This window comes from Cellulomonas sp. P5_E12 (genome assembly GCF_054049315.1).
The window spans coordinates 106,297-130,926 of record NZ_JBFUMP010000010.1; the positions used below are offsets into that span (position 1 = coordinate 106,297).

Annotated in this window: 31 protein-coding genes; 20 read left to right on the plus strand and 11 right to left on the minus strand. The window is 72.4% G+C overall.

Annotated features, from left to right (window positions below; translation table 11 throughout):
* The first annotated feature begins 1 nt into the window (after position 1).
* Positions 2-649: a dihydrofolate reductase family protein gene (locus tag ACXJKA_RS10645; protein ID WP_456825163.1), complete on the plus strand. Its 648-nt coding sequence runs from the start codon at positions 2-4 to the stop codon at positions 647-649.
* A gap of 45 nt (positions 650-694) precedes the next feature.
* Here the strand turns inward: ACXJKA_RS10645 and ACXJKA_RS10650 are convergent, their stop codons facing one another.
* From ACXJKA_RS10650 to ACXJKA_RS10660, 3 genes are all read right to left on the minus strand, one after another.
* Complete coding sequence (locus ACXJKA_RS10650; RefSeq protein ID WP_456825164.1) at positions 695-1,624, minus strand: cold-shock protein; 930 nt, start codon at positions 1,622-1,624, stop codon at positions 695-697.
* A 97-nt stretch (positions 1,625-1,721) separates the two neighbouring features.
* Positions 1,722-2,975 (minus strand): family 1 glycosylhydrolase, encoded by a 1,254-nt coding sequence (locus ACXJKA_RS10655; RefSeq protein ID WP_456825165.1) that lies wholly within the window; start codon positions 2,973-2,975, stop codon positions 1,722-1,724.
* Positions 2,976-3,031: 56 nt separating this feature from the next.
* Entirely contained in the window at positions 3,032-4,321 is a 1,290-nt protein-coding gene (locus tag ACXJKA_RS10660) for an MFS transporter (RefSeq protein ID WP_456825166.1), read from the minus strand.
* Positions 4,322-4,474: 153 nt separating this feature from the next.
* Here ACXJKA_RS10660 and ACXJKA_RS10665 point away from each other — a divergent pair, with 153 nt between their 5' ends.
* From ACXJKA_RS10665 to ACXJKA_RS10685, 5 genes are all read left to right on the plus strand, one after another.
* The gene (locus ACXJKA_RS10665) at positions 4,475-5,305 is read left to right on the plus strand and encodes an IclR family transcriptional regulator (protein ID WP_456825167.1); all 831 of its coding nucleotides are present in this window, start codon (positions 4,475-4,477) and stop codon (positions 5,303-5,305) included.
* Between the two features lie 31 nt (positions 5,306-5,336).
* Positions 5,337-5,921: a GNAT family N-acetyltransferase gene (locus tag ACXJKA_RS10670; RefSeq protein WP_456825168.1), complete on the plus strand. Its 585-nt coding sequence runs from the start codon at positions 5,337-5,339 to the stop codon at positions 5,919-5,921.
* Between the two features lie 116 nt (positions 5,922-6,037).
* Complete coding sequence (locus ACXJKA_RS10675) at positions 6,038-7,456, plus strand: serine hydrolase (RefSeq protein WP_456825169.1); 1,419 nt, start codon at positions 6,038-6,040, stop codon at positions 7,454-7,456.
* Between the two features lie 165 nt (positions 7,457-7,621).
* Positions 7,622-7,993 carry a YciI family protein gene (locus ACXJKA_RS10680; protein ID WP_456825170.1) on the plus strand — a complete coding sequence of 124 codons (372 nt, stop codon included), beginning with the start codon at positions 7,622-7,624 and terminating at the stop codon, positions 7,991-7,993.
* An 80-nt stretch (positions 7,994-8,073) separates the two neighbouring features.
* Positions 8,074-8,535, plus strand: a complete 462-nt coding sequence (locus tag ACXJKA_RS10685; protein ID WP_456825171.1) for a GNAT family N-acetyltransferase — start codon at positions 8,074-8,076, stop codon at positions 8,533-8,535.
* 511 nt (positions 8,536-9,046) lie between these two features.
* Here the strand turns inward: ACXJKA_RS10685 and ACXJKA_RS10690 are convergent.
* Positions 9,047-10,156, minus strand: coding sequence for an epoxide hydrolase family protein (locus ACXJKA_RS10690; protein WP_456825172.1), 1,110 nt, complete (start codon positions 10,154-10,156; stop codon positions 9,047-9,049).
* A 44-nt stretch (positions 10,157-10,200) separates the two neighbouring features.
* Complete coding sequence (locus tag ACXJKA_RS10695) at positions 10,201-10,839, minus strand: hypothetical protein (RefSeq protein WP_456825173.1); 639 nt, start codon at positions 10,837-10,839, stop codon at positions 10,201-10,203.
* A 134-nt stretch (positions 10,840-10,973) separates the two neighbouring features.
* Here ACXJKA_RS10695 and ACXJKA_RS10700 point away from each other — a divergent pair, with 134 nt between their 5' ends.
* Positions 10,974-11,198: a hypothetical protein gene (locus ACXJKA_RS10700; RefSeq protein WP_456825174.1), complete on the plus strand. Its 225-nt coding sequence runs from the start codon at positions 10,974-10,976 to the stop codon at positions 11,196-11,198.
* Here ACXJKA_RS10700 and ACXJKA_RS10705 read toward each other — a convergent pair.
* Positions 11,125-12,528: an MFS transporter gene (locus tag ACXJKA_RS10705; protein ID WP_456825175.1), complete on the minus strand. Its 1,404-nt coding sequence runs from the start codon at positions 12,526-12,528 to the stop codon at positions 11,125-11,127. The two genes, ACXJKA_RS10700 and ACXJKA_RS10705, sit on opposite strands and share 74 nt — an antisense overlap.
* Before the next feature lie 199 nt (positions 12,529-12,727).
* Complete coding sequence (locus ACXJKA_RS10710) at positions 12,728-13,078, minus strand: hypothetical protein (protein ID WP_456825176.1); 351 nt, start codon at positions 13,076-13,078, stop codon at positions 12,728-12,730.
* Between the two features lie 97 nt (positions 13,079-13,175).
* On the opposite strand from ACXJKA_RS10710, the gene ACXJKA_RS10715 reads away from it, so the two are divergent.
* The 6 genes from ACXJKA_RS10715 (at position 13,176) to ACXJKA_RS10740 (ending at position 17,340) form a co-directional block, all read left to right on the plus strand.
* Positions 13,176-13,616 (plus strand): YciI family protein, encoded by a 441-nt coding sequence (locus ACXJKA_RS10715; protein ID WP_456825177.1) that lies wholly within the window; start codon positions 13,176-13,178, stop codon positions 13,614-13,616.
* Between the two features lie 23 nt (positions 13,617-13,639).
* Positions 13,640-14,809 (plus strand): RNA polymerase sigma factor, encoded by a 1,170-nt coding sequence (locus ACXJKA_RS10720; RefSeq protein WP_456825199.1) that lies wholly within the window; start codon positions 13,640-13,642, stop codon positions 14,807-14,809.
* Between the two features lie 97 nt (positions 14,810-14,906).
* The gene (locus ACXJKA_RS10725) at positions 14,907-15,671 is read left to right on the plus strand and encodes an alpha/beta fold hydrolase (RefSeq protein WP_456825178.1); all 765 of its coding nucleotides are present in this window, start codon (positions 14,907-14,909) and stop codon (positions 15,669-15,671) included.
* Positions 15,672-15,795: 124 nt separating this feature from the next.
* Positions 15,796-16,503, plus strand: coding sequence for an alpha/beta fold hydrolase (locus ACXJKA_RS10730; protein ID WP_456825179.1), 708 nt, complete (start codon positions 15,796-15,798; stop codon positions 16,501-16,503).
* 103 nt (positions 16,504-16,606) lie between these two features.
* Positions 16,607-17,104, plus strand: coding sequence for a DUF2975 domain-containing protein (locus tag ACXJKA_RS10735; RefSeq protein WP_456825180.1), 498 nt, complete (start codon positions 16,607-16,609; stop codon positions 17,102-17,104).
* Positions 17,104-17,340, plus strand: a complete 237-nt coding sequence (locus ACXJKA_RS10740; RefSeq protein WP_456825181.1) for a helix-turn-helix domain-containing protein — start codon at positions 17,104-17,106, stop codon at positions 17,338-17,340. The genes ACXJKA_RS10735 and ACXJKA_RS10740 overlap by 1 nt, the downstream gene beginning before the upstream one ends.
* Positions 17,341-17,468: 128 nt before the next feature.
* On the opposite strand, the gene ACXJKA_RS10745 is transcribed toward ACXJKA_RS10740, so the two are convergent.
* The 3 genes from ACXJKA_RS10745 to ACXJKA_RS10755 all read right to left on the minus strand — a co-directional run bounded on the left by ACXJKA_RS10745 (position 17,469) and on the right by ACXJKA_RS10755 (position 18,892).
* Positions 17,469-17,729: a GlsB/YeaQ/YmgE family stress response membrane protein gene (locus ACXJKA_RS10745; protein ID WP_456825182.1), complete on the minus strand. Its 261-nt coding sequence runs from the start codon at positions 17,727-17,729 to the stop codon at positions 17,469-17,471.
* Positions 17,730-17,843: 114 nt separating this feature from the next.
* Positions 17,844-18,467 (minus strand): methyltransferase domain-containing protein, encoded by a 624-nt coding sequence (locus tag ACXJKA_RS10750; protein WP_456825183.1) that lies wholly within the window; start codon positions 18,465-18,467, stop codon positions 17,844-17,846.
* A complete protein-coding gene (locus ACXJKA_RS10755) occupies positions 18,464-18,892 on the minus strand; it encodes a nitroreductase/quinone reductase family protein (protein WP_456825184.1) in 429 nt (142 codons plus the stop codon). Before ACXJKA_RS10755 ends, ACXJKA_RS10750 begins: the two co-directional genes overlap by 4 nt.
* An 87-nt stretch (positions 18,893-18,979) precedes the next feature.
* Here ACXJKA_RS10755 and ACXJKA_RS10760 point away from each other — a divergent pair, with 87 nt between their 5' ends.
* Together ACXJKA_RS10760 and ACXJKA_RS10765 are read left to right on the plus strand one after the other, a co-directional pair.
* A complete protein-coding gene (locus ACXJKA_RS10760; RefSeq protein WP_456825185.1) occupies positions 18,980-19,387 on the plus strand; it encodes a type II toxin-antitoxin system VapC family toxin in 408 nt (135 codons plus the stop codon).
* Between the two features lie 102 nt (positions 19,388-19,489).
* Positions 19,490-19,705 carry a chemotaxis protein CheW gene (locus tag ACXJKA_RS10765; RefSeq protein ID WP_456825186.1) on the plus strand — a complete coding sequence of 72 codons (216 nt, stop codon included), beginning with the start codon at positions 19,490-19,492 and terminating at the stop codon, positions 19,703-19,705.
* Between the two features lie 93 nt (positions 19,706-19,798).
* Here the strand turns inward: ACXJKA_RS10765 and ACXJKA_RS10770 are convergent, their stop codons facing one another.
* Positions 19,799-20,230 (minus strand): VOC family protein, encoded by a 432-nt coding sequence (locus ACXJKA_RS10770; protein WP_456825187.1) that lies wholly within the window; start codon positions 20,228-20,230, stop codon positions 19,799-19,801.
* Positions 20,231-20,289: 59 nt separating this feature from the next.
* On the opposite strand from ACXJKA_RS10770, the gene ACXJKA_RS10775 reads away from it, so the two are divergent.
* The 5 genes from ACXJKA_RS10775 to ACXJKA_RS10795 form a co-directional block, all read left to right on the plus strand.
* Positions 20,290-20,700 (plus strand): type II toxin-antitoxin system PemK/MazF family toxin, encoded by a 411-nt coding sequence (locus ACXJKA_RS10775; protein ID WP_456825188.1) that lies wholly within the window; start codon positions 20,290-20,292, stop codon positions 20,698-20,700.
* A 55-nt stretch (positions 20,701-20,755) separates the two neighbouring features.
* The gene (locus ACXJKA_RS10780; protein WP_456825189.1) at positions 20,756-22,000 is read left to right on the plus strand and encodes an MFS transporter; all 1,245 of its coding nucleotides are present in this window, start codon (positions 20,756-20,758) and stop codon (positions 21,998-22,000) included.
* Between the two features lie 59 nt (positions 22,001-22,059).
* Positions 22,060-22,977: a metalloregulator ArsR/SmtB family transcription factor gene (locus ACXJKA_RS10785; protein ID WP_456825200.1), complete on the plus strand. Its 918-nt coding sequence runs from the start codon at positions 22,060-22,062 to the stop codon at positions 22,975-22,977.
* Positions 22,974-23,387: an arsenate reductase ArsC gene (locus tag ACXJKA_RS10790; RefSeq protein ID WP_456825190.1), complete on the plus strand. Its 414-nt coding sequence runs from the start codon at positions 22,974-22,976 to the stop codon at positions 23,385-23,387. Before ACXJKA_RS10785 ends, ACXJKA_RS10790 begins: the two co-directional genes overlap by 4 nt.
* A gap of 56 nt (positions 23,388-23,443) precedes the next feature.
* A partial coding sequence (locus ACXJKA_RS10795) for an APC family permease (RefSeq protein ID WP_456825201.1) occupies positions 23,444-24,630 on the plus strand: 1,187 nt, incomplete at its 3' end.

The window sequence follows — 24,630 nt, forward strand, 5'->3', positions numbered from 1 at the left end:
CATGACCCGCGTGCGCATGGACCTGTTCATCTCGCTGGACGGCTACACCCCCATCGCCGGCGACGACTCCGAGAATCCGATGGGCGAGGACTGGGGGCGCCTCACGGCCGCCTATGCCGCGACCCGGACGTTCCGCGAGCGCGTCTTCGGGGACACCAGCGGCGCCGGCACGAGCGGCGTCGACGACTCCTACGCCGCCGCCTTCTTCGAGGGCATCGGCGCCGAGATCATGGGCGCGAGCATGTTCGGCCTGCACTCGTTCCCCGACGATCCGCAGTGGAAGGGCTGGTGGGGGGACGAGCCACCCTTCGGCACCCCGGTCTACGTACTGACCCACACGGCGCCGCGTCCGCCCATCCCCATGCAGGGTGGAACGACGTTCCATTTCCGCGACGGCGCCATCGAGGACGTGCTCGCCGAGGCGAGCGCGGCTGCCGACGGCCGAGACGTGCGCGTCGGCGGCGGGTACAGCACCGCACGCGACTTCCTGCGTGCCGGCTTGGTCGACAATCTGCACCTCATGGTCGCTCCGATCGTCCTCGGCAAGGGCAATCGACTCTGGGACCACCTGCAAGGGTTCGAGCTCACCCACAAGGTGACGACGGAAGTGGCCGAGAGCGGCACGACCCACGTCAGGTTCACGCGATAGGACGTACCCAGACGATCGCTCGCCGACGAGGCGGTTCAGCCTGGCTCACACCCGTTCGACGCTGTCGGCCTGCGGTCCCCGATCACTCTGGCGCACCTTGTACCGGACCCGATCGCCCTCCTGCAGCCCTTCGGCGCCCCGTACGACCGACACGTGCACGAACAGGTCCGCACCCCCCGCATCCGGGGTGATGAAGCCGAATCCGCGCTCCGTGTCGTACCGGGCGACCACGCCCTCGCCGCCGCGCACGGAGCCGCCGGACTCGCTCGAGGGGGCCGCCGACCGACTGCGCTCTGGCGCGACGGGCGCTCCCCGGACGAGTCGGATGTTGCGCGCCTGCAGTCCCTTCTCGCTCGTGCCGACGTCGTAGGTCACGCGATCGCCCTCGGACAGCTCGGTCACGCCGCCGGGCAGCGCTCGGACGTGGACGAAAAGGTCCTCGCCGCCCGAGTCGGGTGTGACGAACCCGAAGCCCTTCTCGCCGTCGTACCAGGACACGGTGCCGTCCGCTCCGTCAGACGCCTGAGGTCGTCCGACGGCCTCGGGCCCGAGCGGCAGCAGGTGGTCGGCCTGCGGCCCTCGCTCCCCGTCGACGATGAGGAACGCCACCCGCTGCCCCTCCGAGATCACGCCGCCGCCCACGATGGCCGAGCTGTGCACGAAGATCTCCGCACCACCGCCGTCGGGCGTGATGAAGCCGTATCCCTTGCCGGGCTCGTACCAGGAGACCGTGCCGAGCACGCCCAGGGGTGCGTCGGGGGCGTGGTCGCCCGTCACCCGGACTCGGCGGGCCTGCGGTCCGCGGTCCCCCTCGCCCAGCTCGAACTCGACGACCTGCCCTTCTCGGAGCAGCCTCGGCCCGTCATCACCGATGATCTCGGACGCGTGCACGAACAGGTCCTCGGCGTCGTCCCCGAGGAAGAGGAAGCCGAACCCCCGCTCGGCGTCGAACCAGCGGACTGTTCCCTCAGGCACGGTTGACTCCTTGTCGACGCTCACGTTGCTGGCACCCAGTGTCCACGACAGAACCGCTCGCGGCCCTCGGCAGCCCGCTCCGACGACGCCGCGCCGGTCAGCCCACGGGCACCCCGGCCCGCCGTCGGGCGACGGCGTCCGCGAGCACGGCGGCGCTCGGCTTGGCCGTCCGGCGACCCGTCACCCGGTCCACAGTGTGCAGACCCAGCTGGAAGCGGTACCCGAAGATCCACTCGAAGTTGTCCAGCAATGTCCAGTGGTAGTACCCGAGCACCGGGACGCCGTCGGCCACCGCGGAATCGAGGCTCTCGAGCGCCGGTGGCAGGAACTCGGCACGCACCGTGTCGTCAGCGGTGGCGATGCCGTGCTCGGTGACGACGACGGGCAGCCCGCTCGCCCCGTGGACGTAGCGGACGGCGCCCCCCAGCGACTCGGGTACCACGGGTGTTCCCATCTGGTTCACCGCGGCTGCCCCAACCGGGTGCACCGGTCCGGTGCGGTCGTGCGCGACCTGCTCGTAGTTCTGCACGCCGATGAAGTCGTCGCCCGCGGCGAGCTCGAGCCACCGCTCGTAGCAGTCAGCTCGCTTGCGGGACACGAGGGTCGCGCCCTCGTCGTCGAGTGCCACGTCGTCGACGACGGCGATGGCCAGGCCGACCGGCACATCGGGCGCGGCCGCCCGGACCGCGGCCCGCGCTGCGACGTGCCCGAGCGCCAGGCCGTCCTCGATCGCCAGCCGCTCCTCGGGCACGACGACGTTGGCGGAGCGGAACCGCGGCACTCCGGCGGCGCGGGACGCGGCCTCGAGCGTCCGGCGTTGCAGGTCGACGACGCTGTCGGGCAGGCCGCCCCACAGCAGCGTCGCCGGCAGGTTCGGCTCGTTGAGCGTGACGACGAGAGCGACGCGGTCCCCCAGCCGCTCCATGACCCTGGTGCAGTGGTCGGCGAACCGGCTCGGCGCATCGGGTGAGAGCCAGCCGCCCGCTCGTGCGAACCACTGCGGCGACGTGAAGTGGTTGAGCGTGATCGCGGGGGCAAGGCCCAGGGCGAGGCAGCCGTCGACCATCGCGTCGTAGTGGTCGAGCCCGGCCGAGTCGGGACGCCCGTCCTCCGGCTCGGTGCGCGCCCACTCCACGGAGAAGCGGTACGACGTCAGGCCGGCCGCCGCCACGAGGTCGAGGTCCTGCGGCCACAGCTCCCAGCTGCGGCACGCGTCGCCGCTGGGCTCGACGAACACCGTGGGCTCGACCTGCTCGAGGAACGAGGTGTCGCTCATGATGTCGTTGCCGTCGACCTGGTGACCGGCGCTCGCGACGCCCCACAGGAACGTCTCGGGGTAGGTGGGGGGCATGGTTGCTCCTTGTGGGGTAGCGGGTGGACGAGGCGGCACGACCGGCTCGGGCGAGGTCAGCGCGCGCCGCGGATGGGCAGGACCGCGAGCGCGCCGAGCACGGCCGCGATCGCACCGAAGCCGAACAACGCCGTGAAGTTCTGCTGGCCCTCGGCAGCGCCGATCGCGAGCAGCGCGGGGGCGAGAGCGGGGACCATGGACGACGGCAGCGTGTTGGCGAGGTTCATGATCCCGAGGTCCTTGGCGGGGTTCTCGGGGTCGGGCAGGACCTGGGTGACCAGCGCGAAGTCGACCGCGAGGTAGACGCCCTGACCGGCGCCCATGACGGTGATCGCGACGAGGAACTGCTCGAACGAGGACGCCGTGGTGACGAGACCGAGGCCCACCGCGAAGACCACCGCCGCGACGAGGACGAACGGCTTGCGACGGCCGATCCGGTCCGAGATCCGCGCGGCGATCGGCGCGAGCAGGAGCGAGGCGCCGGTGAGCAGCAGGGTCGCGAGGAAGATCTTGCCGGCGACCTCGGAGGGGTCCACGTGCTGGACCATGATCAGGTAGAACGCCTGGTACGCGTTGACCGCGGCGACGCCGAGGAAGATGAGGATCCGGCTGACCCACGCCCACGCGAAGGCGGGCGCACGCCGCGGGCTGACCCAGAACGTGCCCGCGAGGTCGCGGAGCGCCAGTGGCGGGCGCAGCTCAGGCGACAGCGGTGCGTCCTTCACCCCGAGTGCCAGTGCGAGGCTGCCGATCACGCCGAGCCCGGCGGGCAGCGCGATCATCGCGGTGAGGTCGGGCTGCACCAGCTGCGCGACGAACAGACCGAGCAGCGCACCCACGGGCGTCCCGAGCCCGACGATCGTCGAGGAGAGACCGCGGTGCTCGGCGACGACCTGGTCCGGCACCAGGGCGGAGGCTGCGACCAGCGAGGTCACGTAGCCGATGCTGAGCAGCACGTGCGCGGCGACGAGGACGGGGGTGGTGGCCGCCGCGACCATCAGCAGCGCGCCGGCGCCGATGAGTGCCGCGCCCAGGACGAGGTAGGGGCGTCGTCTGCCGAACCTGCCGAGCGTCCGGTCGCTGAGCCGTCCCATGAGCGGGTAGCCGATGATCGTGAACACGGCACCGACGGCGGCCGCGACGGACAGGATCGAGGTGGCGTGCTCGGGGTCGATCTGCGTCGCCTTGAGCGACAGCGTGAGGATCGACGCCGTCAGCAGCGCGGCGTTCACCGTGAACACGCCGGCTGCGAGCAGCAGGTGGAACCGCGCACCGGGGCGTCGGCCGGCCGTCGGCACGCCGGACGGTGGGTTCTCGATCACGGGGTGGGGCTCGAGGTCGTGCATGGCGACTCCTTCGTCGATGCGGGGCATTCGGGCGACCTGCGGGAGGCGGTGCGCGCCGTGGTGACGAGGGTGCGGCGAGGACGGTCGGCGCCGCATACTGCTTTCCATTGAATGGAAATCGTCGGAGTTCAGCGCGACGGACGGAGGAGGCCGGTGGACGAGAGCCCGGACACCCCACCAGCCCGCGCGCGTGGCCATCGTCCGCCCCAGGGCGAGGCCGTCCTGCGCCGGGCAGCGCGCATCCTCGAGGCCTTCGACGACGACAACCGCCACCTCTCGCTCGGACAGATCTCGGCACGCGCCGAACTGCCGATCAGCACCGCGAGCAGACTGGCCTCCCAGCTGGTCGCCCTCGGCATGCTCGACCGGGACCCGTCGGGCACGTTCGGCGTCGGGTTGCGGTTGTGGGAGCTCGCCTCGCTCGCCGAACCCACCGTCTCGCTCCGCGGCGCCGTGGCTCCCCTCCTCGACGACCTGGTCGCCGTCACCCGCCAGCACGTCCAGCTCGTCGTCCGGGACGACGACGAGGCCGTGGTGCTGGACCGCCGGGACGGCCAGGAGGTGCTTCCCGTGCACTACTACGTGGGGGGGCATGTGCCGCTGGTCCCGACGGCCGCCGGCATGGTGCTCCTCGCCGCCGGTGGCAGCACGCTGCTCGAGTCGCTGATCGAGCAGGGGGACTACCGCTGGCCCACATTCGAGTCACCTCGACCGTCGGGCGCCGAGCTCCGGGAACAAGTCGCGCAGGTGCGCCGCACCGACGTCGCCGTGCTGCGCCGGCCGACGTCGCCCGTCGTGTCAGTGGGTGTCCCGGTGCGCGACCGGCACGGCCGGGTCGTGGCGGCGATCGGGATGATCGTGCCCGCCGACGGTCTGCCCGAGAGTCGCATCGAGCCGCTGCTGCGCGCCGCCGGCCGCGCCGCCAGCCGGGCGGTGGCAGCCGGCGAAGGTGTCCGCGCCCACCCCGACTGGTCCCGCTCGTGATCGCGGCGACCGCAGGCCCGGTCCGTCGACCATGACCGGCGCCCGGATTCGCGTCGAGACCGCGACGGCGGATCGCTGGTCCGACGTCGTCGCGGCGTTCGGCGTTCGCGCGTCCACACCCGACTCATGCTGGTGCCAGCGATTTCGTACGCACGACCAGCCGAGCAATCGCGAGGAGCGGCGCCGAGAGGTCGAGGCGGCCGACATCCCTGTGGGTCTCGTCGCGTACGTCGACGGCAGCCCTGCGGGGTGGTCCCGCGTCGTTCCGCGCGCGACCCTGCCGGGGATCATGACGAACCGAGCGCTGCAACGCCTTCTCGACGATGATCCAGCGGCGTGGTGGGTGACCTGCTTCGCGGTTCGCCGTGAGCACCGCGGCGAAGGCGTCGGGACGGCCCTGCTGGTGGCCGCCGTCGCGCACGCCCGCCGACACGGAGCGTCGGCCGTCGAGGGCCACCCTGTCGACGTCGGCAGGCTCCGCGCCGCCACGGTCTCGGGCTCGGCCGTGTTCACCGGCACGCTCGCCATGTTCGAGGCGGCCGGCTTCCACGAGATCGGCCGCACGTACCCGAGTCGGCCGGTCATGCGCTTGGAGCTCGTGGACCGACTCGGATGAGTTCCGCCACGCAGGGCGCGGGCCGCGCGTGCCACCATTCAGAGACACCCTGCCCTGGACTTCGCGAGGGCAACGCTCGCTGCTGACCGAGGCCGTCGCGGCACGAGGAGGTTCGAGTGACTTCTCTGGAGCGCCGCGCGGAGACCTCGCTCTGGCCCCTGATCGCGCAGCTCATGCAGGCGAACGGACTCGCAGGACTCGCCGTCGCGGTGGTCCAGGACGGCGAGGTCGCCCTTGCGCGGGGGTTCGGGACGCGCGACCTGCGTACCGGCAGTCCCGTCACGCCGGACACGCTGTTCCACCTGGCCTCGGTGTCGAAGCCGTTCGTCGCGGCGGCCGTGGTCGGGCTCGCGACCGCCGGACCGGAGCGGAGCGAGCCGCTGCTCGACCTCGATGCCCCGGTCGTCCGGTGGATACCTGAGCTGACCCTGGCCGACGGTCGTCAGACCGAGCTCACCCTGCGTCACCTGCTCACCCACACCAGCGGCATCCCGGACGTCACCGACTACGGGTGGCACGATCCCCAGCTGGGCGACGACGCCCTGGCCGAGCTCGTCCGCGGCCTGTCCGTGAAGAGCCTGACCACCGACCCCGGCACCGAGTTCGCCTACTGCAACGTCGGGTACGAGGTGCTCGGGCACGTGGTCGCCACCGTGACCGGGCGGACGTTCGAGGCTGCGATGAAGGACCTCGTCCTCGACCCGGCCGGCATGGCACGCAGCACGTTCCTGCGCGCGGACGTCGCGTCGGAGCTCGGCTCCTCGCCGCACGTCGGGGCGCCGCTGGTCGTCCCGACCGACGCCTACCCCTACACCCGCCGACACGCGCCGAGCTCGACGTTGCACTCGAGCGTCGCCGAGCTGTCCCGGTGGATGCTGGCCACCTTGGCGGACGCGGGCACAGCCGAACGGATGTGGCAGCCGCACGCGGAGGTCGGGGACCCACCGTGGAGCGAGGCGGTGGGCCTGGGATGGTTCCTCGGCACCTACCGCGGGCACCGGATGGTGGGCCACAGCGGCGCCGATCCCGGCTTCAACTCACGCCTCGCCCTGATCCCCGACCGCGGGACCGGCGTCGTGGTGCTCGCGAACTCCAACACCGCCCCCAACCGCGCCGTCGTGAGCGCCGCGCTCGACCTGGCGCTGGACCTCCCGACGGACGCGACCGAGATCGACGCGCGGCTGCAGCCGATCACCGTGCCCGTGGCGGCGGCCCTCGACGCCGGCGGCAAGGAGGCGGCGGTCGAGATGTTCCACCGGCTGGAGCACGCCTCCCCCGCCCGCGCCGACGTCGACGACGTGCACTTCGAGGACGCGGTCTGGGGCGCCATCGAGCTGCACCGCCCCGAGCTGGTCCGACCTCTCCTGGACGTGTGGACGACGGTCCGACCGGACTCGTCGCAGGCGTGGGCGATGACCGGTTGGGCGCACCTGGTGGACGGCGACTCCGGCGCGGCGACCGAGCTCCTGCGTCGGGCCGTCGACCTCGACCCCGAGAACGACGACGCCGCGGCGCTGCTCAGGGGCCTGCGATGAGTCCCCTCCGTGGTCTCGAGACGGGATGCCGGCAGCGACATCACCCGCAGGTTCCTACCGGCGGTCCGTGAAAGGAAGGTCAGGGACAGCGTCGGATCCGCGACGAGGCGTTCGTAGAACAGGTGAGAGGCCGCCACACGAGGCCGCCGGGCAAGGAGTCGTGCGATGACGCAGTACTTGATCTCGTTCAACGACGGCGCGATGGACCACATCCCCGACGAGGACTGGCCCGACGTGGGCACGGCCTCGCACGAGGTGGTCGAGGAGGCCGTGAAGGCCGGCGTCTGGGTGTTCGGCGCCGGGCTGCAGAGGCAGCGGGCGAGCATCGTCGCCACAGACGGGGTGGTCACCGACGGCCCGTACCCGGAGACCAAGGAGGTCATCGGCGGGTTCGCTGTCGTCGACGTGGCCACGCGCGAGGAGGCGCTGGAGTGGGCGGCCAAGATCGCCGTCGGCTGCCGCTGTGCCCAAGAGGTCCGGGAGCTCATGCCCGACCCCGAGTTCGACGCGATGATGCTGCGCCGGGCTGCCGGCTAGGACCTCGCCGGTGGCTTCACCACCCCCGAGGACCGCCGCGGCCGCTGCTCGGGGCACGGGATGTGCGCGATGCTGGAGCCATGGGCCTCTCGGCAACCAGGCGCCTCGCCCCGGGCGACGAACGTCATGCTCGCGAGATGTTCGCGGTCATGGCCGAGGCGTTCGACGAGCCGGCCGAGCAGCTCAGCGACGATTACGTCGACCAGCTGTTGTCCTCGAGCTCCTTCTGGGCCGTCGCCGCGTTCGAGGGGGATCGCATCGTCGGCGGGATCACCGCGCACACCATCCCGATGACCCGGTCGGCGTCTGCGGAGCTCTTCGTCTACGACCTCGCGGTCCACGCAGACTTTCGCCGGCAGGGCATCGGCGCGCGGCTGATGGCCGAGCTCCGCGCTCAGGCTGCGGAAGCAGGCGTCGCGGAGATCTTCGTCCCCGCCGACGAGGACGATGCCGACGCGCTCGCCTTCTACCGCTCGCTGGCGGGGCGCGAGTCAGCGGTCAGCCACTTCGCGTGGGATGCCACTCACGGGGCCCGTCGCTGATGTCGTGCGATCAGCCGCGTGCCTGGGAGTAGCGAGGTCCGGTGTCGCCGGCACCCATCCAGAAGCTCGAGTTGTCGAAGACCAGACGAACGCCGTGCGCCAGCTCGCACTCGCGGGCGAGTCGACCGACGGGGTATCGGGTCCGGCACTCACCGCAGTGAAGCGTCGTGTCGTCCTGGGCCATGGCACACCTCCCACGAGGGTGGCGGCCAGCGGGGCGTCGGACCGCTTGCGCTTCATGGTGCGACCTGAAAGCACCCGATCGACCGGAAGGTGAGCGAGATCACCCGAACCGCCGCGGGGGCGGGCCGGCGGTTCGTCGCACGCTCACGTCCCGGAGACCCAGCGCTCGACGGCCGCGAGCTGGTCAGGGTGACGGACGATGTCGATCTCGGTGATCTTCCCGTCCACCTATCCGCGTGAAGCGTCGAGCGTGAGCAACCCGTCCCCGATCGCGAGCCCCACCGCGATCGACGTGAACGACTGGGTCAGCGACTCGCCAGCCGCTCGCTCACCCAGCCGGGTGCAGCTCGCGAGCGAACCGTCGCACCCGCTCCGCCATCGCCTCCGGCACCTCGGCGACGGCGAAGTGGCCGCCCTCGGGAAGCCGCTCGAACACGCGCAGGTCGCGGTAGAACCGCCGCGCGACCGACTCCGGGTTGTCGTGCTCGTGCCGTTGGACGAAGACGGCGGCGGGCACCTCGACCGGCGGGATCACCGCGTCCGCGCCGTCGAAGGAGCGCCGGAACGACGTGCCGATGCACTGCGTCGCCCAGTAGAGGGTCGCCTCGGTGAGGATCCGCATCCGCGAGATGCGCCGCTCGATGGCCGCCGGGTCCCCGGGTGGGGTGTCGCTCCACTCGACGAGCTTCTCGGCGATCCACGCGAGCAGTCCGGCCGGTGAGTCGTTCAGCGCGGCCGCCACGGTGTCGGGCCTGGTGCCCTGGATGTGCGCGTACCCGGCCTGCTGGTACCAGCCCGCCGCCATGCCGTCGTAGAAGGCGCGCTCGGTGGGGTCCGTCGTCGCCGCCTGCTCCTCCTGGGTCAGAAAGTGCGCGTGCGTGACGACGATCCCGGCGACCGCCTCGGGGTGCGTCGCGGCGACGAGGTCGCTCACGTTCGCGCTGAGGTCCTCGCCGTAGGTGAGGTACCTCGAATAGCCCAGGACGTCGGTCATGAGCGCGTGCACCAGCTGGGCGAGCCGCTCCTCGGTGATCGGCTCGTCCAGCGGCGGCGAGAACGCGAAGCCGGGCAGGCTCACGACGACCACGTCGAAGTCCGGGATCAGGTCGGCGAAGTCGAGCTGCAGCGCGAAGGTGTGCGGCCAGCCGTGCATCACGAGCAGTGCCGGTGCGTCGGGCGTCGACGAGCGCAGGTGGGCGAAGTGCAGCGTCGCGCCGTCGACGTCCGCGAGGAACTGCGGGTGCTCGTTCAGCCACGCCTCCCGCGCGCGCCAGTCGAAGGCCTGCCACGACCCGACGAGGTCCTTCAGGTACGCGGCGGTCATCCCGGACGCCGGGCGGCGCGGCGAGTCGTCGAGCAAGCGGGTGCGCGAGAGGCGGTCGCGCAGGTCGTCGAGAACCGGCTGCGGCACGTCGACGACGAATGGTCGGACGGTCATCACGCCACCGTACGAGCACCCACCGACAACGCCGTGGGGGTGGGCTAGACCAGCTTCGGGTAGGCGATGAGGAACGACGACGTGACCAGGAACAGCACGAGGGACAGCCCCAGCAGCACGTCCCCGCCGCGGGTGGACTTCATCCGCCCGGACATCGCCGCGAAGAACAGCACCGCGGCGTAGGCCACCGTCAGCACCGTGTAGTTGTCGCCGCGCTGGTTGTTCCTCAGCGCCTGCTCGAACTTCGCGTCCGCTCGCGCGTCGGCCGCCTTGGCCTCGGCGAGCTCGGGGATCTTGTACTCCGGCAGGTCGAAGGGCGACGGCGCGGCGTCCGTGTTCTGCAGAGGCTTCGAGGTCAGCCAGACGGGGAACGCTGTCGCGAGCGGCTCGGGGAACCGCTCCGACAAGAAGTCCGCGAGGACCATGTCGTTCGCCGCGTAGGCGGAGGCCCACTGGGAGAACAGAGTCACCTGGACCGTGGTCTTGCGGTTGGCGACCCCCTCCAGTCGCGTCGCCACGATCCGCTGGGTCGACGCCTGGCTGAACGAGATCGACATCGCGCCGCCCCACTTGCTCGCCTGGAAGCCCACCCACGCCGTCAGGATCGTCGTCACGGAGAGCAGGACGACGACGACCACCTCACGCCAGTCGATCCTTCGGGTCGGCGCGTCGGAGTGCTCCATCGGGCGAGTATGGCTGCCGTGACCGCCGCTCCGGTCGCTGCGCGGGCGTGTCTCGGCGGGGACGCCCTCACGGGAGGGGATCGTGCGATGTGTTCCAGGCCATTGACGGCGCCCCGATCGACGTGGCGGGGAGCGTGTGGATCGGCGCCGGGGCGACGATCCTGCCCGGCGCCAGCGTCGGTCGCGACGCCGTGATCGCCGCCGGCGCGATCGTCGCCGACGACGTGCCCGCGGCGAGCCTGTGGCCGACCGAATGCCACCGAGCGCCGACGCTGATACCGGCGCTCAGGCGTCGAGCGCCGTCGACGGCAGACGAGAGCGAGTTGAGCGCCCCGCGGCGGCGAGCCGGTGCACCATGACGACCGCCAGGGGGATCAGCGCCGCGTAGAGCAGCTGGGCGCGCTGGATCGGGGAGTCGACGAGGCCGAAGCCGGTGCCCAGCCACACGTACGCGGCTGTGGTCGCCAAGGCAAGGCCCACCGACTCCGCGACCACCACCGCCGCCGCCATCCGGTCCTGCGAGATGCCGTCGTCGGCGTCGGGCGTGCTGAGGCTACGACCGAGCAGGTCGGGGTACAGCGAGCCCATCCCCGCCCCGAGGAGCGCGGCTCCGAGCAGGAGGCCGACGAACGAGGTCGACGCATCGCCCACCAGCAGCGTCGTGGCGAGGAGCACCGCGACTCCCGCGCCGATCGTCGTCCCTGCAGGAACGGCGCGGCGTCGGAACGCCCGGTCGTCCAGCGCCGGGTGCGAGCCCGTCCACAACGCCGCGACCGCCCAGAGGAACCCCGGGGCCGCGATGACGAACCCGAGGTGCACCGTGTCGAGCCCCAGGGCGTCGTGCGCGACGACCGACAGGACCATCGAGGCGCCGAAGAACACCGCGGCCGTCATTAGGAGCGCCGTCAGCGCGGCGCGCCGGCCGTCGCGGGCACGGAACGTTCCGGTGGGGAGGATCGCAGCGGTGGCCCGGAGCATGAGGCCGCCGCCCACGACCACGGCCGCGACCGACCACACGCCGAGCGGGAGCGAGAGGACCACGGACCCGATCGCCAGCAGGATCGCCCATGCCCATGGCGCCTTCTCCTGCGCGACCTCGTCCGTGCGCTCGGGCATGTAGCGGGCGATGACGAACCGGGCCGCCAGCAGGACGGGGAGGTACAGGACCATCGCCCACCGCCAGCCGAGCGTCGACGCGACGGATACGGCGTACACCGGCCCCAGCACCGACGAGAAGAGCCAGACGCCGGACATCCCCGCGAGGACGAGCTGGCGGTACCTCGGCGGGAGCCCCCGGCTGATCGCCCCCATGCCGACCGTCGCCAGCGCGCCCGCCGCGAGAGCCCGGACCGCCGTACCGGTGATGAAGACCCCCATGGTCTGGGCCGTCGCGCACAGCACGGCCCCGGCGACGGTCACCATCGTGAAGAGCACCATCAGCCGGCCGACGGTGTAGCGAGAGAGCAGCCACGCCCCCAGCGGCATCGTCAGGAACATCGGGGCCTGCGCGGCGGCGTCGAGGGGGCCGTACAGATGGGCACCGTGGAGCTCCGAGGCGACGAGCGGCAGCACGGTCTGGGACAGGTAGCGCTGCATCCCCGCCAGGAACTCGGTGAAGACGAGCGACACGGCGAGCGCCACCACGGCGAACCGGCTCTGCGCCGCCGAGGACCGGGGTACGGCTCGCATCAGCGACCGTGGTCGCCGCGCCGCCTGGCAGCCGGGCGCGGGTCTCGTCGCTGGCGGAAGGTCACCGGTCCAGGATGCCGACGCAGCGCGCACGAGACCATCCGAGCCGATGTCGCTCCGGCGTCATGCGCTCCCGCCGGAGCACGTCCGGCAGGCCCGACGCGAGACGCAGCGCCACCGCGACGACGACCCCTGGGCGTCACGCCCGCGGGCGCCGCCAGTCCAGCATGACGAAGAGGTCGCGCTCGCCCGGCACGCCTTCCAGCACGGCCCGGGCCAGGGCCGCCTCCCCCGCCTGCTCGCACGACCACAGCTCGAAGTCGACCGTCTGCGACCAGGCCGGCGGCAGGAACCCCAGGACGGTCGGGCCGTCGAGGACCTTGACCACGTCGTGCTCGGAGCGGGCCAGCTCGACGGCGAACCCGCGCTCGGAGCGGCCCGCGCGCAGCGGCGCCGCCGCCTCGAGGAACCCGCGCACCCGCACGGGCACGTGTCCGCCGCTCGCGGGCACGAGCCGGCCGGGCATGTGGGTCGAGGACGTCGGGTCCATGGCGGGAAACTACTCCTGCGTCCCGTGTAGAGAAATGCCGGACGGCTCCGTTCGACGAGTGAAGGTGCCAATCTGGGCACGACGAAGGAGGAGCATCATGGCCAAGTACCTGCTGATCGTGGACTTCCAGAGCGGTCCTGACGACGCGCCGATGTCGGAGTGGACCGACCAGGAGATCGCCGCCCACCTGGACTATTACGGGCGGCTGAACCGGGAGCTCGAGGCGAGCGGCGAGCTGGTCGGCGGGGAGATCCTCACGGGCCCGGACCTGGCCAAGGTGGTCACGTCGGACGGCGCCACGACGGTGGTCACCGACGGCCCGTTCCAGGAGTTCAAGGAGTGGGTCGCGGGCTACCAGATCGTCGAGACGGAGACCGAGGCACGTGCGCTGGAGATCGCGGGGCTGGTGTCCGCGGTTCCCGGTCGCGGCGGCATCCCGACCCAGCAGCCCATCCAGGTGCGCCGGATCATGGAGGACGGTCCGTCCGACGTCCAGGAGATGAACGCGTTCCTCGAGACGGCGAGCAACCCTCGCTGAACGTCCCGAGCCACGTCGAGGACCTGCTACGCGAGCTCGCGCCGCAGGTCCTCGGCACGCTCGCGCGGCGGTGGGGCGACTTCGACGCCGCGGAGGACGCGGTGCAGGAGGCGCTCATCCTGGCTGCCACGCGCTGGTCGGCCGACGGCGTCCCGGAGCAGCCGCGCGGGTGGCTCGTGCAGACGGCGTCGCGGCGGATGGTCGACCGGTGGCGCAGCGACACCGCACGGCGCGACCGCGAGATCCGGGTCGCGACCGAGCCCGCGGTCGGCGTCGGCGCGCAGGAGGACGACACCCTCGCGGTCCTCTTCCTGTGCTGCCACCCGGTCCTCACGCCCACCTCCGCGATCGCGCTGACGCTGCGCGCCGTCGGCGGGCTGACGACCACCGAGATCGCCCGCGCGTTCCTCGTGCCCGACGCGACCATGGCGCAGCGCATCAGCCGCGCGAAGCAGCGGGTCGCGGGCGAGCAGTTCTCGATGCCCGGGCCCGACGAGCGCCCTGACCGCCTGCGCAGCGTGCTGCGCGTGCTCTACCTGATGTTCAACGAGGGCTACACGGGCAGCGCCGGCGAGGACCTCACGCGCGTCGACCTGTCCGACGAGGCGATCCGGATCGCGCGGCTGTTGCATGCGGCCGACGACGACGCCGAGGTCACCGGCCTGCTCGCGCTCCTGCTGCTGACCGACGCCCGCCGACCGGCCCGGACCGATTCGTCGGGCGCACCGGTGACGCTCGCCGACCAGGACCGGAGCCTGTGGGACCACGCGCGGATCGCGGAGGGGACCGCCCTGCTCGACGGCGCGATCGGTCGCGGCGCTGTGGGCGAGTACCAGCTGCAGGCCGCGATCGCGGCGATCCACGACCGGGCCACCAGCGCCGACGCGACGGACTGGCCGCAGATCCTCGCACTGTACGAGCTGTTGGAGCGGATGACCGGCAGCCCCGTGGTGACGCTCAATCGGGCGGTCGCGGCGGGGATGGTGCACGGCCCGGCCGCGGGGCTCGCGATCCTGGACGGCCTTGACGACGCCCTGCCCCGCGTCGACCAGCTGCGCGCGTACCTGCACGAGCGCGCGGGCGAGACCGACCTCGCCCTCCGGCACTACCGGCGCGCGGCGGGCCGGGCGACCAACGTGGCGGAGCGTCGCTACCTCGACGCGCAGGTGGCCCGGTTGTCGGCCGGTCGCTAGCCCTGCACCCGACGAGCAGCTCTCGACATGAGGTCCGTGATCGAGAAACGCCCGCTCCCGGTGCACTCCTGTCACCGGTGACCTCTACGGTGCCGGCATGCACGTCATCGAGCGCGGATCGGGAACGCCCGTGGTCCTTATGCACGGGTTCGGCGTCGACCACCGGCTCCTGCTGCCGCTGGACCCGGTGTTCGAGGGCTGGACGCGGCTCTACATCGATCTCCCCGGGCACGGAGGCACGGCGGTCGCCGACGTCGCGAGCGCGGAGGACGTCGCACGGGCGGTCACCGACGAGATCCGCGGCCGCGTCGGGGACCGGCCGTTCGCCCTGGTCGGCAGCTCGTTCGGCGGCATGATCGCCCGGCGGGTGGCACACGAACTGCGACCGCAGGTGCTCGGCCTGGCGACGTTGGCCGGCGTGTTCGTCGCCGAGCACGACCGGCGCACGGTGCCGTCGAGGACCGTGCTGGTGGCGGACCCCGCGGCCGCGGACGGCGACGAGGACTACGCGCAGATGGCGGTCGTGCAGAGCCCGGCGAACGCCAGGGCGTTCCGCCAGCACGCCGTGCCCGGGCTGCGCGCCGCCGACCAGCACGGGCTCGCCCGGATCGCGGAGCGTTACGCCCTCGACCAGGAGCCGGAGGACGCCTCGCCCGAGCCGTTCACCCAGCCCTGTCTCGTCGTCACGGGACGCCAGGACCACGTCGTCGGGTACGTGGATGCCTGGGCGCGGGTCGAGCACTACCCCCGCGCGACGTTCGCGACGCTGGACGCCGGCGGCCACAACGTGCACCTCGACCGACCGGGCCTCGTGGCCACCCTGCTGACGGACTGGCTCGAGCGGGTCGTGGCCGAGCAGTAGGCGGGCCCAGACCGTCGACCAGCGATCCGCCGGTCGACGCACACCGCCGCCGGTGCCAGGTGAGTGTCAGAGCTCGCGCGTACGGTCCGTCGAGTCCGAGTCGCCGCTCGAGCGAGGAGCTTCGATGACACTCGTGCACACGATCCTCGTCCCGGGACTGGCCTGCTCGGCGGGCGTCTACGGCCACGTTCTGCCGGCGCTCTGGGCTCACGGTGCCGTGACTGTGGCCGACACCCGTCGCGACGACTCGATCGGCGCGATGGCCGACCGGCTGCTGCGGTCGGCTCCGGACAGGTTCGCCCTGGTCGGCGTGAGCATGGGCGGCTACGTCGCGCTGGAGGTCGTGCGGCGAGCGCCGTCGCGGGTTTCTGGGCTCGGCCTCGTGAGCACCACCGCCCGACCGGACGGGCCCGACCAGATCGCCGGCCGCCGCGCGCAGGCGGCCGCGACGCGGGACGGGCGGTATGCGGCCGTCGTCGACGGCGCCTTCCCGGTCCTCGTGGACCCGAGCCACCGGGACGACGCCGAGCTCCTCGACACCTGGCGCCGCCTGGCGCACGAGGTCGGCCCGGATGCCTTCGTCCGTCATCTGCGGGCGTGCATCGACCGCCACGACTCGCGCCCGCTCCTGCCCGAGATCACCTGCCCGGTCACGGTCGTCCACGGACTGGGCGACCAGCTGCTGCCCGTCGACCTGGCCCGCGACACGGCGGCGGCCATCCCGGGCGCGAGCCTCGAGCTGATCCCCGACGCGGGGCACATGGCCCTGCAGGAGAACCCGGGGGCCGTCGCAGCCGCCCTCGACCAGCTGCTGCACGCCGCCGCGGGCTGACCGTCCGGCGGCCTCCGTCGATGAGGATGCCGACGACGCTTGTCACACTCTGCGAGAAACGATAGATTCCTGTCGTTAATCGATAGGTGAATCGAGGGTACCCATGGGCCGCCTGACCGTTCTCGCGCTGCGCGGGCTGATCGTGCTGATGTTCGCCGGGATGCTGTTCCTGCAGGTCATGCTCTTCCCGCTGCTCGGCATCGACATCGCCGAGGAGGCCCCCGACCTCGTCTTCCTGCGCTGGGCCGTCGTCGTCATCGGCATCCTCGGCGTCCTCACGGTGGAGGTCGCGCTCGTCTGCATCTGGCGACTGCTCACCATGGTCCGGCGGGACACGGTCTTCAGCCCCGCGGCGTTCCGCTCCGTCGACGCCATCATCGGCTCCGCCGTCGCGGCTACGCTCCTGGCGGTCGCGCTGTCCTTCGTCCTCGCACCCGGAGAGGCCGTCCCGCCGGGCATGGTCATGGTCGTCGTGATCGCGGGCGTCGGCACCGCCGGCATCGCGCTGCTCGTGCTCGTGCTGCGGGTGCTGCTGGCCAAGGCGGTCGCGCTGGACACCACGGCGGCGACCTTGCGGGCCGAGCTGGACGAGGTCATCTGATGGCGATCGTCGTCGACATCGACGTCATGCTGGCCCGTCGCAAGATGTCCGTCGGGGAGCTGGCCGACCGGGTCGGCATCACGCCGGCCAACCTCGCGGTGCTCAAGAACGGCCGGGCCAAGGCCGTCCGGTTCAGCACCCTCGAGGCCCTCTGCGAGGTGCTCGACTGCCAGCCCGGCGACCTGCTGCGGCACGAGGGCGCGGTGATCGACGAGCCGGCCACAGCGGCTCCGTAGCGCGCCGACGCTGGATGGACTCGGTTGGGTGCGGCGAACCGACGCCACCGTGTCAACCCGCGCACCCGGGCTCCGCCCAACAGATGGTGACCCGACGCGCTCTCGTGCAGATGGGCGCTGACCGGTCGTCAGGCCCTCGAGCGGCCGCCGCTGAAGCGCCAGATCGCCGTGATGATCAGCGCGCCGACGATCGAGCCGATGATGCCGCTGGCCCGCAGCTCCAGGCCGTCACCGGCGATGAGGCTGGCGAGCAGGCCGCCGACGAACGAGCCGACGAGGCCCGCGATGATCGCCATGGTCCAGTCGATGCCCTTGCGTCCCTTGCCGAGGATGAGCTGGGCGAGGGCGCCGATAAGCATCCCGAAGAGGATCAGGCCGAGGATGAGCATGCGCCGAGACTAGGGCACCACGTCCGTTCTGCGGCGCTCATCCCGAGTCGCAGACGCGAAGGTCGCTGCGAGACGCCCGTCACGCCCGCGGTCTGCGTCCTCGAGCGCGGCGGATCAGGGCTTCGTCGCAGAGAGTCGCTCGACGAGTCTCCACCGCGACGCCTCGGTCTCGGTGACCCGCAGCCCCGCGGCCTCCATCAGCAGCAGCGGCCGCCGCCGGTGGTGCTCGCCGGCCTCGTCCGAGGTCACGCGGTCGAGCACGCGCTGGACACCGCGCCCGAGGGCGGCCGACGACTCGACGTGGTCGGCCATGAGCAGACGCCCGCCGGGTCGAAGCACCCGCGCCACCTCGCGAAGGACGGCGAGCTCGTCGGCGACGCAGCACATCGCGAGCGTGCAGACGACCGTGTCGAACGCGTCGTCGGGTAGATCCAGGTCGGCCGCATCGGACTGCAGGGTCCGGGCCGGCACGTGCAACGACGCCGCCCGGGCGGCGGCCGCCCGCAGCATCGCCGGGCTGACGTCCGTGAGCGTCAGGTCGGTGACGCGCTCGGCGTAGTACGGCAGGTTCGCGCCGGTGCCGACGGCGACCTCGAGCGTCCGGCCGGAGACGCGGTCGGCGATCCACCGCCGCGCGGGTGCGAACAGCCGCGGCTCGAGGAACGCGGTCGTGCGGTCGTAGGTCGACGCCTGGCCGTCCCAGTACGCCGCGCCGCCGCGGCTCGGAGCGCTGGTCACGGCGGCTCCAGCAGGACCAGCGGGATCACGCGCGACGTCCGTGTCTGGTACTCCGCGTAGTTCGACAGCGCCGCGGTCACCCGAGGCCACAGCTCCGCGCGCTCCTCGGGCGTCGCCACCCGCGCCAGCATCGGCCGCGCGGGGCCGCCAGAGACGGCGACCTGCACGTGCGGGTCGTCGACGAGGTTGAGGAACCAGGCCGGATGACGATCGTCCCCGCCGGCCGACGCCACGACCACGAGCGCCGACCCGACCCGCACCGGCACGGTGAGCATCGACACCCTGGCCTTGCCGGACCGGCGCCCCACCGTGATGAGCTCGATCGACGACAGCCCGAGCAGGGCGCCGCCGAGCCGGCCGCCGCTCACCTTGACGACCGCACGGTGGAACCCGCTCAGGGTCCGCATCACGAGGGTGCTGGTCACCCGCCGACCGTACGCCGCGCCGTCCCTGTCGGCGGCCGGTGCGACGATGCCGGGATCAACCTGACCGCTCCCCGATGTGAGGTCCCGATGACCAGGTTCGTCGTCGACGCCAGTGCCGCCCTGCGACTCGCGGAGACGGGCACCCAGGTTCCCGCCGTCCACCAGCTGCTCGCGCCCACCCTGCTGCGGTCGCAGGCGCTGTCCGCGATGCACGAGGCCGTCCAGCGCAGTGAGCTGCCGGCAGCCGTGGCGCGGGACCGGCTGGCGCGGGTCGGGAAGCTGAGGATCCGCCTGCTCGGGGACGCCGTGCTGCGGGACGTCGCGTGGAAGGTGGCCGACCGGCTCGGCTGGGAGTCGACATACCGCGCCGAGTACGTCGCCCTCACGCAGCTGCAGGCCGACTTCCTGGTGACGCTCGACGACGAGCTGGCGCGGGCGGTCCAGGGCGTCGTGCCGACGGCACCGTTCCAGGCGCTCCTCGATCCCTCGACATGACCGCCTGGGGCTTTCGGCCCTGTTCGGGTGGGGCCGGCTCGCGGGACGATGGTCGTGTCGGCAACCCCGACCACCGATCGCCGCACCCACAAGGAGCCTCCGATGTCCGCCGTCACGCACACGCCCTCGTCGATGCAGCCGTCACGGCGCGTCGCCGACCTGATCGAGACCGTGCGCTGGGCGCCGGCGCCTCGCTGGGGCCGTGGGAGGGCCGAGCACGGGCGCTACGTCGTGTACCTGGTGGGAAGCATGCTCGCCTGGATCGTGGTCGGCCTCGGCTCCGCGGCGCTCCTCGGGCAGCTGCTGAACCTGGGCTGAGGGCACGGCCCGCAATCTCCTTCCCGCGCCCATCCTGGTCACGCAGCGGGCGCGGGGAGGCGGCGGGCAGGAACAAGAACGAGACGACGCGACTCACTCCGCGCCGAAGCGGCCCCGCGCCTCGTGCGGGATCAGCGGCTTCTCGCCGCGGACCTTGAGCTGCTGCACGGCCCAGCTGTTCCCGTCGGGATCGCTGAAGCCGAAGAAGGTGCCGCCGTCGCGCTCGTCGAACACCGTGATCTCCGAGGCCTCGACGCCGCGCGAGACGAGCTCCTCGCGGGCGGCCGCCGCATCGGCGACCACGAGCTGCACGCCCTTCAGCGAGCCCGGTGCCATCTCGGACTGCGAGGGCAGGTTGCCGATGACGATCGAGCAGCCGGACCCGCGCGGGGTCAGCTGGGCGACGTGCATGAACTCGTTCTTGGTCTCGTGATCCAGGTCGAACCCGACCTGGTCGCGGTAGAAGGCGATGGAGGCGGCGAGGTCGCTCACCGGCACGACGACGACTTCGAGGGTCCAGTCCACGGGAGCTCCTTCGCTCGGGTCTGCGGAGTCACGTCCACTATGCCGCCTACTCTTCGCGCATGAGTGAGATCGCCCAGCTGCCCGCCGACCACCCCTGGGCGACCGTCGGCATCATCGCGGCGGTTCTCGCGCTCGGGTGGCTCGTCCGTCCGCGACCGCGGCGGCCTCGGCCCGGGGAGGTCTGGTTCGCGCAGGTGCCGTTCGAGGACCGGCCCGGGAGCAAGGACCGGCCGGTGCTCGTCCTGTCGGTCGACGGCGCCGCGTACGAGGTCGCCCGGTTCACGTCGCAGGACCGCAGCGCGCGGCGCGACCACGTGCGGGTCCCGCACGGCATCCCCGGCCTGCCGAAGGCCAGCTGGTTGAACCTGCACCCCCGGACACTGGACCGGTCCGCCTTCCGCCGGCACGCCGGAGACCCGGGCGAGGCGTTCCTCTCGTGGTACCGCACCGCCGCCGGCGACAGGGTCTGACCCCACGGCATTGCACTGTCGTTCTGCCGGTGCGGGGGGCTAGCGTCTCGCCCTTGTGAGCCGGATCGTCGACACCGTCGTCCCGCAGCGACTCGGGACCAGGTTCCGGTGGCTGCTCGCATCGTCGTGGAGCTCGAACCTGGGCGACGGCATCGTCATCGCCGCCGGTCCGCTGCTGGTGGCGAGCCGGACCGAGGACGCCTTCCTCGTCGCGCTGGCCGCGCTGCTGCAGTGGCTGCCGCCGCTGCTGTTCGGGCTGTGGGCGGGCGCCCTGACTGACCGGCTGGACCGCCGGAAGCTCGTCATCCTGGTCGACTCCCTGCGGACCGTCGTGCTCGTGCTGCTCGCGGTCGCCGTGGCCACGGACGTCGCGTCGATCGTGCTGGTGCTCGTCGCGATGTTCCTGCTGGGCACCGCCGAGACGTTCGCGGACAACGCGTCCAGCACGCTGGTGCCGATGCTCGTCCAGCGCGACGACCTCGCGCTGGCCAACAGCCGCATCCAGGCCGGGTTCGTCACCGTCAACCAGCTCATCGGGCCGCCGCTCGGCGCCCTGCTGTTCGCCGCCGGACAGGCGCTCCCGTTCGCCGCGGAGGCCCTGCTGGTAGCCGCGGGCGCGATCCTGATCTCCCGGATCGCACTGCCACCGCACCGCAGCGAGCGACCCGACACCCACATCCGCCACGACATCGCCGAGGGCGTCCGCTGGGTCCGGCACCACGCCGCCGTGCGCACGCTGGTGCTGACCATCCTCATCTTCAACGTGACGTTCGGCGCCGCGTGGTCGGTGCTCGTCCTCTACGCGCGCGAGCACCTGGGGCTCGGGGCGGTCGGCTTCGGGATCATCACCACCGTGGGAGCCATCGGCGGCCTCGTCGGCACCGTGTCCTACGGGTGGATCACGCGGCGGGTCAGCCTGGCGAACCTCATGCGCATCGGGCTCATCGTCGAGACCCTCACCCACCTCGCGCTCGCCCTGACGACGACGGCCTGGTTCGCGCTCGTGGTGTTCTTCGTGTTCGGCGCGCACGCGTTCGTCTGGGGGACGACGTCGGTGACGATCCGGCAGCGGGCGGTGCCGACCGAGCTCCAGGGCCGGGTGGGCAGCGTCAACCTGGTCGGCGTGTTCGGCGGGCTGGTGGTCGGGGCGGCCATTGGCGGGGTGCTCGCGCAGCGGTACGGCGTGACGGCGCCGTTCTGGTTCGCGTTCGTCGGCTCCGCGATCTTCGTCGTGCTCATCTGGCACCAGCTGCGGCACGTCGCCCACACCGACGAGCAGGACGCGCCGGCGCCGGCCTGATCGGGGTTGACGGCTGTATTGATTTTCATCAATATAGGCAGGTGACCTCGACCGCCGCGATGAGCGCGCCCGCCGCGCAGGACGTGGCCCGGGCGCTGAAAGCACTGGCCGACCCGCTGCGGCTGCGCGCCCTCTCGCTCATCGCGGCGAGCCCGTCGGGCGAGGCCTGCGTCCTCGACATCAGCGAGCTCACCAACGTGTCGCAGCCGACCGTGTCCCACCACCTCAAGGTGCTCAAGGACGTCGGGATCGTGACAGCCGAGCGGCGCGGGACGTGGGTCTGGTACCGGATCGCCCCCACCCATCGGTCCGCGGTGCGAGCGATCCTCGAGGCGTTCGCCGAGGTCGAGGCCGACCGCTCCCTGCCTCAGCCCGACCTCGATTGCCGGCTCGACGACCTCGCCGCCTCGCTCGCACCGCGCTACCCGACCATCGACCCGGCCCGGGTCCGGGACGTGGTCCGCGACTCCTCGACCGCACTCGCGCGGACCGCCGGGCAGCACGCCCCGCTCGTCGGGCTCACGGACCGGTTCGCCAGGCAGCGGCTCGACGACCTGGTGCGCATCGAGGGCGGCGCGACCGTCCCGCGGGTGCTGTTCGTCTGCGTGGCCAACGCCGGGCGCTCCCAGCTGGCCGCCGCCCTGCTGCAGCACTACGCGGGCGATGCGGTGCTGGCACGCTCGGCAGGGTCGAAGCCCGCGGCGGCGATCCACGCCCACGTCCGACCCGAGCTCGAGGCTCTGGGTTCCGATGGATTTCCGAAGCCGCTGACCGACGACGCCGTCCGCGCCGCCGACGTCGTCGTGACCATGGGCTGCGGCGACGTCTGCCCGGTCTACCCCGGCATCCGCTACGAGGACTGGGCCGTCGGCGACCCCTCCCTCGCCTCCCCCGAGGGTGTTGCGGCCATCCGGGCCGACATCGACACCCGCGTCCGCCGCCTGCTCACCTCGCTCGACACCCCAGGAGAGTCATGACCACGCCCAGCGTCCTGTTCGTCTGCGTCCACAACGCCGGCCGGTCCCAGATGGCGGCTGGGTTCCTCGCCTCGCTGTCCGGCGGCGCCGTCGAGGTCCGGTCCGCCGGCTCGATGCCCGCGGACCAGGTCAACCCGGTGGCCGTCGCCGCCATGGCCGAGGTCGGCATCGACATCCGCGCCGAGCAGCCGAAGGTGCTCACCACCGAGGCGGTGCAGGCGTCCGACGTCGTCGTGACCATGGGCTGCGGCGACGCGTGCCCGTACTTCCCGGGCAAGCGCTACGAGGACTGGGTGCTCGAGGACCCGGCGGGGCAGGGCATCGAGTCGGTGCGTCCGATCCGCGACGAGATCCGCGGGCGGATCCTCACGCTTCTCGACGAGCTGGGCGTCCAGGCCGTCAGCGCGTGACCGCCCTCGTCCGGCGGCTCGGGGTCGCCGACGCGGTCGTCATCGGACTGGGCGCCATGCTCGGCGCCGGCGTCTTCGCCGCGTTCGCGCCGGCCGCCCAGGCCGCCGGGTCGGGCCTGCTCATCGGGCTCGCGATCGCCGCGGTCGTCGCGTTCTGCAACGCCACCTCGTCGGCGCGGCTGGCGGCCGTCCACCCGGAGTCCGGCGGGACCTACGTCTACGCCCGGCGGCGCCTCGGCCCGTTCTGGGGGTTCCAGGCCGGGTGGTCGTTCGTCGTCGGGAAGACGGCGAGCTGCGCGGCGATGGCGCTGACGTTCGCCTCCTACGCCGCGCCGGGTCAGGAGAGGCTGGTCGGCGTCCTCGCGGTCGTCGCGCTCACCGCCCTCAACTACCGGGGCGTGCAGAAGTCGGCTCTGGTCACCCGCGCGATCGTCGCGCTCACGCTGGCGACGCTGGCAGTGGTCGTCGTCGCCGCCCTGGCCGGCGGCACCGCGTCCACCGCCCACCTGAGCCCGTTCCCCGGCTCGGACCTGCGCGGCATCCTGCTGTCGGCCGGGCTGCTCTTCTTCGCGTTCGCCGGCTACGCGCGGATCGCGACGCTCGGCGAGGAGGTGGTCGACCCGCGCCGGACCATCCCGCGAGCGATCCCGCTCGCACTCGGGATCGTGCTGGTCGTGTACGTCGTCGTCGGTGTCAGCGCTCTGCTCGCGGTCGGCGCCGACGGGCTCGCGGCGACGACGGCGCCGCTGCGCGCGGTGGTCGAGGCCGGGTCGCTCGCCGCACTGAGCCCCGTGGTGCAGGTCGGGGCGGCCGTGGCCTCGCTCGGCGCGCTGCTGGCGCTGATCCTCGGCGTTTCCCGCACGACGCTCGCCATGGCACGCGACCACGAGCTCCCGCCGTACCTCGCAGCGATCCACCCCCGCCACGCCGTGCCGTACCGCGCCGAGCTCGCGGTGGCGGCCGTGGTGGTCGTCCTCGTCGCCACCCTCGACGTGCGCGGAGCGATCGGCTTCTCGTCGTTCGGCGTGCTGACGTACTACGCGCTCACCAACGCCAGCGCGCTGCACATGGCGCCCGACGAGGGCCGACCGCCGCGCGCGGTCGCGATCCTCGGGCTGACCGGGTGCGTGGTGCTCGCCGCGACCCTGCCGCTCGCGTCGGTGCTCGGCGGCGCAGCCGTGGCGCTGGTCGGGGCGGGCGCGTGGGCGTTGCGCCGGGGACGCGACCGCACCCACGCGGGGTG

Bases quoted from the DNA above. Each gene is read 5' to 3' on its own strand.
- ACXJKA_RS10645 (WP_456825163.1), top strand. From the start codon at position 2: ATGACCCGCGTGCGCATGGACCTGTTCATCTCGCTGGACGGCTACACC.
- ACXJKA_RS10655 (WP_456825165.1), bottom strand. From the start codon at position 2,975: ATGCCCCCCACCTACCCCGAGACGTTCCTGTGGGGCGTCGCGAGCGCC.
- ACXJKA_RS10660 (WP_456825166.1), bottom strand. From the start codon at position 4,321: ATGCACGACCTCGAGCCCCACCCCGTGATCGAGAACCCACCGTCCGGC.
- ACXJKA_RS10670 (WP_456825168.1), top strand. From the start codon at position 5,337: ATGACCGGCGCCCGGATTCGCGTCGAGACCGCGACGGCGGATCGCTGG.
- ACXJKA_RS10680 (WP_456825170.1), top strand. From the start codon at position 7,622: ATGACGCAGTACTTGATCTCGTTCAACGACGGCGCGATGGACCACATC.
- ACXJKA_RS10685 (WP_456825171.1), top strand. From the start codon at position 8,074: ATGGGCCTCTCGGCAACCAGGCGCCTCGCCCCGGGCGACGAACGTCAT.
- ACXJKA_RS10690 (WP_456825172.1), bottom strand. From the start codon at position 10,156: ATGACCGTCCGACCATTCGTCGTCGACGTGCCGCAGCCGGTTCTCGAC.
- ACXJKA_RS10695 (WP_456825173.1), bottom strand. From the start codon at position 10,839: ATGGAGCACTCCGACGCGCCGACCCGAAGGATCGACTGGCGTGAGGTG.
- ACXJKA_RS10705 (WP_456825175.1), bottom strand. From the start codon at position 12,528: ATGCGAGCCGTACCCCGGTCCTCGGCGGCGCAGAGCCGGTTCGCCGTG.
- ACXJKA_RS10710 (WP_456825176.1), bottom strand. From the start codon at position 13,078: ATGGACCCGACGTCCTCGACCCACATGCCCGGCCGGCTCGTGCCCGCG.
- ACXJKA_RS10715 (WP_456825177.1), top strand. From the start codon at position 13,176: ATGGCCAAGTACCTGCTGATCGTGGACTTCCAGAGCGGTCCTGACGAC.
- ACXJKA_RS10725 (WP_456825178.1), top strand. From the start codon at position 14,907: ATGCACGTCATCGAGCGCGGATCGGGAACGCCCGTGGTCCTTATGCAC.
- ACXJKA_RS10730 (WP_456825179.1), top strand. From the start codon at position 15,796: ATGACACTCGTGCACACGATCCTCGTCCCGGGACTGGCCTGCTCGGCG.
- ACXJKA_RS10735 (WP_456825180.1), top strand. From the start codon at position 16,607: ATGGGCCGCCTGACCGTTCTCGCGCTGCGCGGGCTGATCGTGCTGATG.
- ACXJKA_RS10740 (WP_456825181.1), top strand. From the start codon at position 17,104: ATGGCGATCGTCGTCGACATCGACGTCATGCTGGCCCGTCGCAAGATG.
- ACXJKA_RS10745 (WP_456825182.1), bottom strand. From the start codon at position 17,729: ATGCTCATCCTCGGCCTGATCCTCTTCGGGATGCTTATCGGCGCCCTC.
- ACXJKA_RS10760 (WP_456825185.1), top strand. From the start codon at position 18,980: ATGACCAGGTTCGTCGTCGACGCCAGTGCCGCCCTGCGACTCGCGGAG.
- ACXJKA_RS10765 (WP_456825186.1), top strand. From the start codon at position 19,490: ATGTCCGCCGTCACGCACACGCCCTCGTCGATGCAGCCGTCACGGCGC.
- ACXJKA_RS10775 (WP_456825188.1), top strand. From the start codon at position 20,290: ATGAGTGAGATCGCCCAGCTGCCCGCCGACCACCCCTGGGCGACCGTC.
- ACXJKA_RS10785 (WP_456825200.1), top strand. From the start codon at position 22,060: ATGAGCGCGCCCGCCGCGCAGGACGTGGCCCGGGCGCTGAAAGCACTG.
- ACXJKA_RS10790 (WP_456825190.1), top strand. From the start codon at position 22,974: ATGACCACGCCCAGCGTCCTGTTCGTCTGCGTCCACAACGCCGGCCGG.